At 53.7% G+C, this 12,663-nt stretch carries 9 protein-coding genes; 4 read left to right on the forward strand and 5 right to left on the reverse strand.

The genetic code is table 11. From position 1 onward, the window contains the following. Nucleotides 1-245: 245 nt before the first annotated feature. The 3 genes from aceF to pdhR all read right to left on the reverse strand — a co-directional run bounded on the left by aceF (nucleotide 246) and on the right by pdhR (nucleotide 5,698). Nucleotides 246-2,150, reverse strand: a complete 1,905-nt coding sequence (gene aceF, locus P9J57_RS16865; RefSeq protein WP_014606576.1) for a pyruvate dehydrogenase complex dihydrolipoyllysine-residue acetyltransferase — start codon at nucleotides 2,148-2,150, stop codon at nucleotides 246-248. Between the two features lie 14 nt (nucleotides 2,151-2,164). Further along, nucleotides 2,165-4,831, reverse strand: coding sequence for a pyruvate dehydrogenase (acetyl-transferring), homodimeric type (gene aceE / locus P9J57_RS16870; protein ID WP_014592928.1), 2,667 nt, complete (start codon nucleotides 4,829-4,831; stop codon nucleotides 2,165-2,167). A 102-nt stretch (nucleotides 4,832-4,933) separates the two neighbouring features. Beyond that, on the reverse strand, nucleotides 4,934-5,698 hold the full coding sequence (gene pdhR, locus P9J57_RS16875) for a pyruvate dehydrogenase complex transcriptional repressor PdhR (RefSeq protein WP_013024636.1): 765 nt from the start codon (nucleotides 5,696-5,698) through the stop codon (nucleotides 4,934-4,936). A 511-nt stretch (nucleotides 5,699-6,209) separates the two neighbouring features. Here pdhR and aroP point away from each other — a divergent pair. From aroP to P9J57_RS16890, 3 genes are all read left to right on the forward strand, one after another. Continuing rightward, the gene (aroP, locus tag P9J57_RS16880) at nucleotides 6,210-7,565 is read left to right on the forward strand and encodes an aromatic amino acid transporter AroP (protein ID WP_014592927.1); all 1,356 of its coding nucleotides are present in this window, start codon (nucleotides 6,210-6,212) and stop codon (nucleotides 7,563-7,565) included. 176 nt (nucleotides 7,566-7,741) lie between these two features. Beyond that, nucleotides 7,742-9,145: a glycoside-pentoside-hexuronide (GPH):cation symporter gene (locus tag P9J57_RS16885; protein ID WP_014606577.1), complete on the forward strand. Its 1,404-nt coding sequence runs from the start codon at nucleotides 7,742-7,744 to the stop codon at nucleotides 9,143-9,145. Next, entirely contained in the window at nucleotides 9,142-10,101 is a 960-nt protein-coding gene (locus tag P9J57_RS16890; protein ID WP_014606578.1) for a glycoside hydrolase family 43 protein, read from the forward strand. The genes P9J57_RS16885 and P9J57_RS16890 overlap by 4 nt, the downstream gene beginning before the upstream one ends. Here the strand turns inward: P9J57_RS16890 and ampE are convergent. Both ampE and ampD read right to left on the reverse strand, forming a co-directional pair. Next, nucleotides 10,083-10,937: a beta-lactamase regulator AmpE gene (ampE, locus tag P9J57_RS16895; RefSeq protein ID WP_013024632.1), complete on the reverse strand. Its 855-nt coding sequence runs from the start codon at nucleotides 10,935-10,937 to the stop codon at nucleotides 10,083-10,085. The two genes, P9J57_RS16890 and ampE, sit on opposite strands and share 19 nt — an antisense overlap. Before the next feature lie 16 nt (nucleotides 10,938-10,953). Further along, nucleotides 10,954-11,505, reverse strand: a complete 552-nt coding sequence (gene ampD / locus P9J57_RS16900; protein WP_014592923.1) for a 1,6-anhydro-N-acetylmuramyl-L-alanine amidase AmpD — start codon at nucleotides 11,503-11,505, stop codon at nucleotides 10,954-10,956. Nucleotides 11,506-11,702: 197 nt separating this feature from the next. On the opposite strand from ampD, the gene nadC reads away from it, so the two are divergent. Then, nucleotides 11,703-12,599, forward strand: coding sequence for a carboxylating nicotinate-nucleotide diphosphorylase (gene nadC, locus P9J57_RS16905; protein ID WP_022622253.1), 897 nt, complete (start codon nucleotides 11,703-11,705; stop codon nucleotides 12,597-12,599). Nucleotides 12,600-12,663 lie beyond the last annotated feature (64 nt).

Here is a 12,663-nt window from a genome sequence, read left to right on the forward strand (position 1 = left end):
AGCCTATCCCATTAGGCTAGTTAACTGGCCATATTGCGTATGTTGCTACCACCCTACCGTTGACGGGTTTGCGTGGCAGGTACGCAAGCTGACTGCGCCAATTATGCCTAATGGAATAGGCTCATGATGTCCTTATTCCACCGGGACATGTTCACCGCAAGAGTTTACAGAATTGTTAATAAACTGCCAACCGCGGTGCCCTGAATGTTACAAAAAGGCCGGCATTTGCCGGCCTTTTGCGCTTTTTACATAACCAGACGACGAATGTCTGACAGCATATTGCCAATAATGGTAATGAAACGTGCGCCATCTGCACCGTCGATAACGCGGTGATCGAAGGACAGAGAGATTGGCATCATCAGACGTGGTGCAAACTCTTTACCGTTCCACACTGGCTCCATCGCTGACTTTGACACACCAAGGATGGCCACTTCTGGCGCGTTAACAATCGGCGCAAAGTGGGTGGTGCCCAGGCCGCCAAGGCTGGAGATGGTGAAACAGCCGCCCTGCATGTCGCCTGCGGTTAGTTTGCCATCGCGCGCCTTTTTAGAGATCGCCATCAGTTCACGAGACAGTTCTGTGATGCCCTTCTTGTTCACGTCTTTAAAGACCGGAACCACCAGGCCATTTGGCGTATCCACCGCCACACCGATGTTGATGTACTTTTTCAACGTCAGCTTCTGCGCATCTTCAGACAGTGAGCTGTTAAAGCGTGGCATCTGCTCAAGCGCCGCCGCCACCGCTTTCATGATGAAGACCACTGGCGTGTATTTCACGTCCAGCTTACGCTTCTCCGCTTCGGCGTTCTGCTGCTTACGGAAAGCTTCAAGCTCGGTAATATCGGTTTTGTCGAAGTGCGTAACATGTGGGATCATGACCCAGTTACGGCTCAGGTTCGCACCCGAGATTTTCTGGATACGGCCCAGCTCCACTTCTTCAACTTCACCAAACTTACTGAAGTCAACCTTCGGCCATGGCAGCATGCCCGGCAGGCCGCCACCGCTGGCGGCGGCTGGCGCGGCTTCTGCGCGTTTCACGGCATCTTTAACGTAAGCCTGAACGTCTTCTTTCAGAATACGGCCTTTACGACCTGTGCCTTTAACTTTGGCCAGGTTAACGCCAAATTCACGCGCCAGACGACGAATGACCGGGGTAGCGTGAACGTAAGCGTCGTTCTCTGCGAACTCACCTTTGCTCTCTGTTTTAGCGGCGGCAGGTGCTGCTGCGGCTTTCGCTTCAGATTTGGCAGCAGGCGCCGGTGCGGCTTCCTGTTTCGCAGCCGCAGGGGCAGCCGGAGCAGCACCTTCAACTTCGAAGACCATAATCAGTGAGCCGGTGCTGACTTTATCGCCCGTCGCGACTTTCAGCTCTTTGACGATACCCGCAAACGGTGCTGGCACTTCCATAGAGGCTTTGTCGCCTTCAACAACGATCAGTGACTGCTCGGCTTCCACCTTGTCGCCAACCTTAACGAGGATCTCGGTGACTTCAACTTCGTCTCCCCCGATATCCGGAACGTTAACGTCTTTTGCGCCCGCAGCCGCGGCAGGTGCCGATGCCGCTTCTTCTTTCACTTCTGGCTTCGCATCAGAGGCCGGTGCCGCACCTTCTGCTTCAAAGACCATGATGGCTGAACCGGTGCTGACTTTGTCGCCGGTCGCAATGGTGATCTCTTTGACCACACCCGCGAACGGAGCCGGAACTTCCATTGACGCTTTGTCACCTTCGACGACAATAAGTGACTGCTCGGCTTCGACTTTATCGCCAACCTTAACCAGAATCTCAGTGACTTCAACTTCGTCACCGCCGATATCCGGCACAGCAACTTCTTTGCTGGCAGTGGCCGCAGCAGCGGCTGGCGCAGGCGCCGCGTCCGCTTTCTTCTCTTCGGCGGCGGCAGGGGCTGCTTCCGCAGCGCCTTCAGCATCAAACATCATGATCAGCGAACCGGTTTCCACTTTGTCACCGGTTGCGATTTTGATCTCTTTCACCACGCCAGCCTGCGGCGAGGGAACTTCCATAGAGGCTTTATCGCCTTCCACGGTGATCAGCGACTGCTCGGCTTCCACCTTGTCGCCAACCTTGACCAGAATTTCGGTGACTTCAACTTCGTCTGACCCGATATCTGGTACCTTGATTTCAATAGCCATTACTCTGTTACCTCTTAAGCCAGACGCGGGTTAACTTTATCGGCATCGATCTTGAACTTCACGATCGCATCCGCCACGACTTTCTTATCGATTTCGCCACGTTTAGCCAGTTCACCCAGCGCGGCAACCACAACGTAAGATGCATCCACTTCAAAGTGGTGACGCAGATTTTCACGACTGTCAGAGCGGCCAAAGCCATCCGTACCCAGCACGCGGTAATCGCTTGAAGGCACATAGCTGCGAACCTGCTCAGCGAACAGCTTCATGTAGTCGGTGGAGGCCACGGCTGGCGCTTCGTTCATCACCTGAGCGATGTAAGGCACGCGTGGGGCTTCCGTTGGATGCAGCATGTTCCAGCGCTCACAGTCCTGACCATCGCGGGCCAGCTCGGTGAACGAGGTGACGCTGTAAACGTCTGAACCAATGCCGTAATCGGTCGCCAGAATCTGGGCAGCTTCACGCACGTGACGCAGGATAGAGCCTGAACCCAAGAGCTGAACTTTACCTTTGCTACCCTCAACGGTTTCCAGCTTGTAGATACCTTTACGGATACCTTCCTCGGCACCTTTCGGCATCGCTGGCATGTGGTAGTTTTCGTTCAGCGTGGTGATGTAGTAATAAATATTTTCCTGCGCTTCGCCGTACATACGAACCAGACCGTCATGCATGATGACTGCCACTTCGTAGGCATACGACGGATCGTAGGAGATACAGTTAGGGATCGTCAGTGACTGAATATGGCTGTGGCCATCTTCATGCTGCAAACCTTCGCCGTTCAGGGTGGTACGGCCTGATGTACCGCCGACCAGGAAGCCCCGCGCCTGTTGGTCGCCCGCCAGCCACATCAGATCGCCAATACGCTGGAATCCGAACATCGAATAATAGATGTAGAACGGAATCATCGGCAGGTTGTTGGTGCTGTAAGAGGTTGCCGCCGCCAGCCAGGATGATCCTGCGCCCAGCTCGTTAATCCCTTCCTGCAGAATCTGACCTTTCTCGTCTTCTTTATAGTAAGCCACCTGCTCACGGTCCTGCGGTGTGTACTGCTGACCGTTCGGGCTGTAGATACCAATCTGACGGAACAGGCCTTCCATACCGAAAGTACGGGCTTCATCCGCAAGGATAGGCACCAGGCGATCTTTGATCGATTTGTTCTTCAGCATCACATTCAGTGCACGCACGAACGCGATGGTGGTCGAGATTTCTTTGTTCTGCTCTTCCAGCAGCGCACTGAACTCTTCCAGCGCTGGCATTTCCAGCTTTTCAGTGAACTTCGGCTGACGTGATGGCAGGTAACCGCCTAACTTCTCACGCTGGCCGTGCAGATAGTTGTACTCTTCAGAGCCTTTATCGAAGGTGATGTAAGGCAGAGATTCGATCTTGTCGTCTTCGACCGGCACGTTGAAGCGATCGCGGATGTAGCGAACGCCATCCATGTTCATCTTCTTCACCTGGTGCGCGATGTTCTTACCTTCGGCGGTGTCGCCCATACCATAACCTTTAATGGTATGGGCCAGGATCAGAACCGGCTTGCCTTTGGTATCCTGCGCTTTTTTCAGTGCCGCATAGATCTTCTTCGGATCGTGACCACCACGGTTCAGTGCCCAGATTTCATCATCTGACCAGTCTTTCACCAGGGCAGCGGTTTCCGGATATTTGCCGAAGAAGTGCTCACGCACATAGGCACCATCACGTGACTTAAACGTCTGGTAGTCGCCGTCAACGGTTTCGTTCATCAGCTGGATCAGTTTACCGCTGGTGTCATTACGCAGCAGTTCATCCCAACGACCGCCCCAGATAACCTTGATCACTTCCCAGCCAGCACCGGCAAAAATGCCTTCCAGCTCGTTGATGATCTTACCGTTACCGGTGACCGGTCCATCCAGACGCTGCAGGTTACAGTTGATGATGAAAACCAGATTATCCAGTTTTTCACGGGTGGCGATGGTGATCGCACCTTTGGATTCTGGCTCATCCATCTCGCCGTCGCCCAGGAAAGCGTAAACGGTCTGACCGGAGGTATCTTTCAGACCACGGTGTTCCAGATATTTCAGGAATTTAGCCTGGTAGATGGCATTGAGTGGGCCCAGACCCATGGAGACGGTCGGGAACTGCCAGAATTCCGGCATCAGTTTTGGATGCGGATAAGAGGACAGGCCTTTGCCATCCACTTCCTGACGGAAGTTATTCATCTGCTCTTCAGTCAGACGACCTTCCAGGAAAGCACGGGCATAGATACCCGGAGAAATGTGGCCCTGGAAGTACACCAGATCGCCGCCGTCTTTTTCACTGCGCGCGCGGAAGAAGTGGTTAAAACACACTTCATAGATGGTGGCAGAAGACTGGAAGGAGGACATGTGGCCGCCAAGTTCCAGATCTTTCTTCGATGCGCGCAGCACCGACATGATGGCGTTCCAGCGAATGGCGGAACGGATACGACGTTCAAGTGAGGTGTTGCCCGGATAATCCGGTTCATCTTCAACGGCAATAGAGTTGATGTAGTTACTGATTGCGGCAGCACCGCCAGCAACTTTCACACCGCCTTTGCGGGCTGCACTCAGCACCTGATCAATCAGATACTGTGCACGTTCAACACCTTCTTCACGGATGACCGATTCGATCGCCTGTAGCCAGTCACGAGTTTCAATCGGATCCACGTCATTGTGTAAACGTTCTGACATGGGGGTATTCCTTATCTGTGTCTAATACGTTGAAAAATCGGGAGCCTGTTAACGTCAGGGAGACAGGCTCGTCGCACATGTTCGCACGATCTTTGCCGCACGTTATTCCTTACGTTGCTGTAAACGACGCAGGGAGCGTTCTCGACGGCTCTGCTCCCGACTTCTGTCCAGCAAGATTTCCTCAATGAACGCCAGGTGACGGTGTGAAGCCTCGCGTGCTTGTTCCGGCTCACGAGCCACAATCGCCTCGAAAATTCTGGCGCGGTGACCGCTCACTTTCGCCAGCATTTCCCGGCGCGAGTAGAGCAATTCAAAATTCTGTCGAACGTTCTGTTCCAGCATAGGTCCCATTGATCGTAGCAAATGCAAAAGCACGACATTATGGGCTGCTTCTGTGACAGCGATCTGATACTTCATTACTGCGTCTGCTTCAGCGTCGAGATCGCCGCTGTCCTGCGCCTGCTGAATATGAAGATGGCAGTCGCGAATCCGCTGTAAATCCTCTTCTGTACCGCGCAGCGCGGCATAGTAAGCGGCGATGCCTTCTAACGCGTGGCGCGTTTCCAACAGGTCAAACTGCGATTCCGGATGCTCGGCAAGAAGCCCAACGAGAGGATCGCTCACGCTCTGCCAGAGATGTTTCTGTACAAATGTTCCGCCGCCCTGACGGCGTAGTAACAATCCTTTCGCTTCTAAACGCTGGATTGCCTCACGGAGAGACGGACGTGAAACATCGAATTGTTTGGCGAGTTCGCGCTCGGGGAGCAACTTCTCTCCCGGCTGCAGCGTCCCTTCCATAATCAGGGATTCAAGTTGCTGCTCAATGGCATCGGAGAGTTTGGGTTGACGAATCTTAATGTAAGCCATCTTCCCTTCTTAGTGTGCCTGTCTGATAAAGTAAATTGGTAATACCAATTCAAAAAAGGAGCCCGTAAAGTAACAAAGTATTCACCTTGTGTCTATACGGCATCGGTGACATTAAGGTGACGTAAGGCTGTGCTTTTGCATTAACTGTTGAGTTGAAAAGTGGAAAACAGGGTGTTAACTCAATGTTAAATTTTTTCGGGTTTACCTAAAATTACACAAAGCTCCCAGTTAAACCGATTTAGCTCGCTGCGCTTTCCTTTCGCTGCGTTCAGGTTCTTTTTTTACCCACCTCGTCAACATCCCCCTTTTCCGCTGCTTCTTTTTCAGCCAACTCGTAACAGGTAAAGCGAAAGCAGGTGCAAAGCCATGCGCTTATCACTATTCTGGTCGGCAGGTTACAGCTGGCGGCATTACGCAAGTCAGATTCCCTAAAAATATCAGTCTTACGTGTATTTAATTCTTTACAGTCAGAGCATCCTGCGGCGAAGAATAACAACATCATGAGGTGTGTATGGAACAACAGCACGGCGAATCGCTGAAGCGCGGTTTAAAAAACCGCCATATTCAGTTGATTGCCCTGGGTGGTGCAGTGGGAACCGGCCTGTTTCTGGGCAGTGCGTCGGTTATCAAATCCGCTGGCCCGGCCGTTATTTTAGGCTATGCCATTGCCGGATTTATCGCTTTTTTAATCATGCGCCAACTCGGCGAAATGGTCGTAGAGGAGCCGGTCGCCGGCAGCTTCAGCCATTTCGCTTACAAATACTGGGGCAACTTCGCCGGTTTTGCCTCCGGCTGGAACTACTGGGTCCTGTATGTGCTGGTGGCGATGGCCGAGCTGAGCGCGGTGGGCAAGTATATCCAGTTCTGGTGGCCTGATTTTCCTACCTGGGCCTCAGCCGCCATCTTCTTTGTGCTGATCAACGCCGTTAACCTGACCAATGTAAAAGTGTTTGGTGAGATGGAGTTCTGGTTCGCCATTATTAAGGTGATTGCGGTTATTGCCATGATCCTGTTCGGCGGCTGGCTGCTGTTTAGCGGTACCGGCGGTCCACAGGCCACCGTGCGCAACCTGTGGGAGCAAGGCGGCTTTATGCCCAACGGCCTGGGCGGACTGGTGATGGTCATGGCCATTATTATGTTTTCGTTCGGCGGATTGGAGCTGGTAGGGATTACGGCTGCCGAAGCGGACAATCCTGAAACCACGATTCCTAAAGCCACTAATCAGGTGCTGTGGCGTATTCTGATCTTTTATATCGGTTCGCTGGCGGTACTGCTTTCTTTAATGCCGTGGACGCGCGTAACCGCAGAAACCAGCCCGTTTGTGTTTATTTTCCACGAGCTGGGCGATGCGATGGTGGCTAACGCGCTGAACGTCGTCATTCTGACTGCGGCGCTGTCGGTCTATAACAGCTGCGTTTACTGTAACAGCCGTATGCTGTTTGGTCTGGCGCAGCAGGGCAATGCACCTAAAGCGCTGCTGAACGTGGACCGTCGCGGTGTGCCCGTGATGAGTATTCTGGTGTCGGCCGTTGCCACGGCATTGTGTGTACTGCTCAACTTTCTTATGCCGGCTGAAGCGTTTGGCCTGTTGATGTCGCTGGTCGTTTCTGCCCTGGTCATCAACTGGGCGATGATTAGCCTGGCGCACCTGAAATTCCGTAAAAAGAAAAATCAGCAAGGCGTAACCACCCGATTCAAGGCCGTTCTCTACCCGCTGGGTAACTGGATTTGCCTGGTGTTCCTGGCCGGCATTCTGGTTCTGATGGCCATGACGCCGGGGATGGCCATCTCCGTCTGGTTGATTCCTGTCTGGCTGATCGTTCTTGCTATTGGCTATTTCGTCAAAAATAAGACGCAAAAAGCCTGATCCCCCTGCCCACCCGCCGCCATTTTTCAGCGGGTGGGCCGTCACCAGACCCGACGCGGTTCACACTTCTTCTCGCATGGCTGTTTTGTCCATCATCGCAACGATTTATTGCCGCTCATCCTGCTGATTAAACATTAATACTTCTTTTCTGTTTAATTGTTCTGCAGGAAACATTAATGACAGGTAAAACCCTCTCGTTCAGAGAAAAGCTGGGTTACGGCATGGGTGATGCCGGCTGCAACATGATTGGCGGTGCCGTCATGTTATTTCTCAGCTATTTCTATACCGACGTATTTGGCTTAGCCCCGGCGCTGGTCGGTGTGCTGTTACTCTCCGTCCGGATTCTGGATGCCATTACCGATCCGATAATGGGCGCGATTGCCGACAGAACCCAAAGCCGCTGGGGGCGCTTTCGCCCCTGGCTGCTGTGGGTATCGGTGCCCTACGTTATATTCAGTGTGCTGATGTTTACCACGCCTGACTGGAGCTATCACAGCAAAGTTATCTGGGCGTTTGTGACCTATTTTTTCATGTCCCTGACCTACACCGCGATCAATATCCCCTACTGCTCGCTGGGTGGCGTGATCACTAACGATCCTGGCGAGCGTGTATCCTGTCAGTCGTACCGTTTTGTGATGGTGGGGATTGCCACGCTGATTCTCTCGCTGTCTTTACTGCCCATGGCAGAGTGGTTTGGCGGCGACAATAAAGCGCGCGGCTACCAAATGGCGATGGGCGTACTGGCCCTGGTCGGCCTGGCGATGTTCCTGTTCTGTTTCGCAAACGTCCGTGAACGTATTCATCCTGCCGTGCCGACAAATGATGACCTGAAACACGATTTGCGCGATGTCTGGAAGAATGACCAATGGGTGCGCATTCTGCTGCTCACGCTCTGCAACGTGTGTCCGGGGTTTATTCGTATGGCGGCGACCATGTATTACGTGACCTGGGTAATGGGCCAAACGCCGCACTTTGCGACGCTGTTTATCAGCCTTGGCGTGGTGGGCATGATGCTGGGCAGTACGCTGGCCAAAGTGCTGACCGATCGCTGGTGCAAGCTGAAAGTCTTTTTCTGGACCAATATTGTCCTGGCCCTGTTCTCCTGCGGCTTCTACGGGCTTGATCCTCATGCCACCGTAGCAATCGTTATCGCTTACTTCCTGCTGAATATCCTGCATCAAATTCCTTCCCCCCTGCACTGGTCCCTGATGGCAGACGTGGATGACTACGGTGAATGGAAAACTGGCAAGCGCATCACGGGTATCAGCTTTTCAGGCAACCTGTTCTTTCTCAAGGTCGGGTTAGCGGTAGCAGGGGCGATGGTGGGGTTCCTGCTCTCCGCTTACGGTTACGATGCGGGAGCTAAGCAGCAATCCGCCCAGGCGATTAACGGCATCGTGCTGCTGTTTACCGTTATTCCTGGCATCGGCTATTTGATTACCGCGGGCGTAGTACGACTGATGAAAGTGGATCGTACCTTAATGCAAACCATCCAACGCGATCTTGCCCTGCGTCGCATCGCGGCACAGTCGGGCAGCAACCAGCCGCTGAGCGAGATCCAGACAGGAGCACTGAAATGAGTGAACACTGGCCGAACCCCTTTATCGAACGGCGTGCCGATCCTTTTATCCTGCGCCACAGAGAGCACTACTACTTTATTGCCTCTGTGCCGGAATACGATCGTCTGGAAATCCGACGCGCCAGTACGCTAATGGACTTACGCCACGCGGAGCCGGTGGTGATCTGGCACAAGCCCGATATCGGTCCCTTCAGCGAGCTGATTTGGGCGCCGGAGCTGCATCACATTGACGGTCAATGGGTCATCTATTTTGCCGCAGCGCCCTCGCGTGACATCAAAGACGGGCTGTTTCAGCACCGCATGTATGCGCTGGTTTGCGAGGGTGAGGATCCGCTCAGCGGCCGCTGGCAGCCTGTACGCCAGGTTTTGAGCCATATCGACAGCTTCTCGCTGGACGCCACTCACTTCGTTCATCAGGGTAAAAACTGGTATTTATGGGCGCAGAAAGATCCCGGCATTCCGGGCAATTCCAACCTCTATCTTGCGGAGCTGCGCAACCCATGGACGCTTAAAGGTAAACCGGTCATGCTGAGCCGTCCGGAATATGAATGGGAGTGCGCAGGCTTTAGTGTTAATGAAGGGGCGGCGGCGATAGTGCATGGCGACCGGCTTTTTATTACCTATTCCGCCAGCGCAACGGATGAGAATTATTGTATGGGCCTGCTGTCGATTCCGCGTGATGCCGATCCGCTTAATGCACTGGCCTGGCAGAAGTCAGCGCGGCCGGTATTCTCAACCAGTTGGGAGAACCGCCAGTACGGCCCTGGGCACAGCTGTTTTACCCAGGATGAAGCGGGGCGGGATCTGCTGGTCTACCATGCGCGCAACTATACGGAAATTGAAGGGGATCCACTGTGGGATGGCAACCGCCACACGCGCCTGAAATATTTTTACTGGCGTGAAGATGGCACACCGGATTTTGGCGTGCCACCTGCGGATCACACCAGCGTCCCGTAAATGGTCAAGAGCGCCACGACCACCACTAATACCAGTGAAATGCGTTTTGCCAGCGCCACCGCAACACGTGGCGTAGCAACCTTATCGGTATGAGGATCGCGGGCCAGTGAAAACTGCGCCAGCGTCGTCAGCACATGGTATTGAGAGCGATGCCTGTCGGTTAAGGATGCAAACCAGGCAGGCAACGCTTTTTCACCATGCCCCAGCAGCGCATAGGCAACGCCCGCCAAGCGGACCGGGATCCAGTCAACCAGATGCAAAAGCGTGTCTACGCCTGATTGCGCGCGCGCCATTGGCGTACCGTGTTTTGCCAACCAGCTTTGCCAGGCCCGTAAAAAGGCGTAGCCGACCAGTAAAACTGGCCCCCATGCGCCGCCCACCACAAACCAGAACATTGGCGCCAGATAGAAACGAAAATTAATCCAGATAAGGGCGTTTTGTAACTCGCGTAAAAATTCGCGTTCGCTGCATTCAACCGGCACGCCGTGGATCAAGGTCAGTTCTGCCGCCATCGCCTGATGCGCGGCCGCCTCATCCCGACTCGCCGCCTGCAGATAGGCATGATAATGCTGACGCACCACACCGGCACCGATGCACAGTAATCCCACCACAATCCAGAACACAAGCTGCGGGATCCCAAACAGAATCCCTTTCAGGCTCCACACCACCAGCGCGGTCAATGCCATCACGACCAACAACATCAACAGAGTGCGCATGAGGGAAACCTGCCGACGGCGACGAAAAACAGGTTCAAGCCGATGATCCAGTTGCCAGTGCTCTCCCAGCTTAAACAGCCGCTCCCAACCTAAAACCAGTAACAAGGTAAATAACGTCATAGTTACTCCAGATAAATCACGATTTTTGTTGCGGTAACCGCTGCAGATAATATTGCCAGTTAAACGCCGGTCCGGGATCGGTTTTACGTCCCGGTGCAATGTCGCTGTGTCCGGTAATGCGTGCAGGCGTTATCGGATAGTGCTGTAACAAAATTTGCGTGACCTGATGCAGCGCGTGGTATTGCGCTTCGGTATAGGGCTCAACGTCCGTTCCTTCCAGCTCGATACCGATGGAAAAGTCGTTGCAGTTTTCCCGCCCTTCAAACTGCGATATGCCTGCATGCCAGGCGCGTTGATCAAAAGGAACATATTGCACAATCTCGCCATCACGACGAATTAAGCAGTGGGCTGCAACGCGCAAATGCGCGATATCAGCAAAGTAGGGATGCGCGTCTGAGGGCAGTGTGCCCGTGAACAGTTTATCGATCCACGGCCCGCCATATTCGCCAGGCGGCAGGCTGATATTATGAATGACCAGAAGAGAGGGCGCCTCGTTGTGCGGCCGTTCATTACAGTGGGGTGACGGTACCTGGCGCACACCGGTCAGCCATCCATGTTCTAATTTCATACTGATTTCTCATCGCGAAGTCGAATTGAGAATAGCATGAATTCTAAGGCATTATTGCGCCAAAATGCGCCGCGCTCTCCTCACTCTCGCCCGTTTGTTAAGTATACTAAACAAAAATCCCCTCGGGGCTGGCACCGCTTTGTTATCCAGGATATGGTAATCCCACTGTTATCTGTCTTTTGCTGGAGCTGAACGCTATGTCTGTGCGTCGCTATGATCCTGACAGTCGCCGGAGTGCGCTGCTTGAACGTATTGAAAATGATATTCCTGAAACGGTCGCACGCGCATTACAGGAAGATCTTGGCGGTGAGGTAGACAGCGAACGGGATATTACCGCCCAACTGTTGCCCGCCGAAAGTCGCGCCCACGCCCGGGTGATTACCCGCGAAGCCGGTGTTTTTTGTGGTAAACGCTGGGTAGAGGAAGTCTTCAACCAGTTGGGTGCCTATACCGCGCTGACATGGCACGTGGAAGATGGCCAAACGCTTACGCCGGATCAACTGCTGTTTGAAATCGAGGGCCCTGCCCGCCTGTTGCTCACCGCCGAACGCACCGCCCTGAACTTTGTGCAAACGCTGTCTGGCGTTGCCACCGAAGTCAGTCGCTATGTTGCGCTGCTGGAAGGCACACAGACTCAGCTTCTGGATACACGCAAAACCCTACCAGGGCTGCGCACAGCTTTGAAATATGCGGTGCTGTGCGGTGGCGGCAGCAATCACCGTCTGGGTCTGTCAGATGCCTTTTTGATTAAAGAAAATCATATCATTGCCAGTGGTTCGATTCGCCAGGCCGTGGAAAAAGCCTCCTGGCTCTATCCGGATGTACCGGTCGAAGTCGAAGTTGAGTCGTTAAAGGAGCTACAGGACGCGCTTACGGCGTCGGCCGACATCGTTATGCTGGACAACTTCACGCTGGATGAGATGCGCGAGGCGGTGAAGATAACCGAGGGCCGTGCGCTGCTGGAAGTCTCAGGCAACGTGACCGAAACGACGATCCAGGAGATTGCTCAGACCGGTGTGGACTATGTTTCCGTCGGCGCACTGACTAAACATGTCCATGCCCTTGATCTTTCTATGCGCTTTGACGCTAAATAACAGCTTGTGCCGTGCCGCTGGCACGGCCTGTTTTGTGCTATTTCTTCCAGCGTAACCGCTGTAT

The organism is Pantoea sp. nfd-35 (genome assembly GCF_056892255.1).

What these genes read in the sequence shown, in the direction of transcription:
- aceF (WP_014606576.1), bottom strand. Translation starts at nt 2,150, where the DNA reads ATGGCTATTGAAATCAAGGTACCAGATATCGGGTCAGACGAAGTTGAA.
- aceE (WP_014592928.1), bottom strand. Translation starts at nt 4,831, where the DNA reads ATGTCAGAACGTTTACACAATGACGTGGATCCGATTGAAACTCGTGAC.
- pdhR (WP_013024636.1), bottom strand. Translation starts at nt 5,698, where the DNA reads ATGGCTTACATTAAGATTCGTCAACCCAAACTCTCCGATGCCATTGAG.
- aroP (WP_014592927.1), top strand. Translation starts at nt 6,210, where the DNA reads ATGGAACAACAGCACGGCGAATCGCTGAAGCGCGGTTTAAAAAACCGC.
- P9J57_RS16885 (WP_014606577.1), top strand. Translation starts at nt 7,742, where the DNA reads ATGACAGGTAAAACCCTCTCGTTCAGAGAAAAGCTGGGTTACGGCATG.
- P9J57_RS16890 (WP_014606578.1), top strand. Translation starts at nt 9,142, where the DNA reads ATGAGTGAACACTGGCCGAACCCCTTTATCGAACGGCGTGCCGATCCT.
- ampE (WP_013024632.1), bottom strand. Translation starts at nt 10,937, where the DNA reads ATGACGTTATTTACCTTGTTACTGGTTTTAGGTTGGGAGCGGCTGTTT.
- ampD (WP_014592923.1), bottom strand. Translation starts at nt 11,505, where the DNA reads ATGAAATTAGAACATGGATGGCTGACCGGTGTGCGCCAGGTACCGTCA.
- nadC (WP_022622253.1), top strand. Translation starts at nt 11,703, where the DNA reads ATGTCTGTGCGTCGCTATGATCCTGACAGTCGCCGGAGTGCGCTGCTT.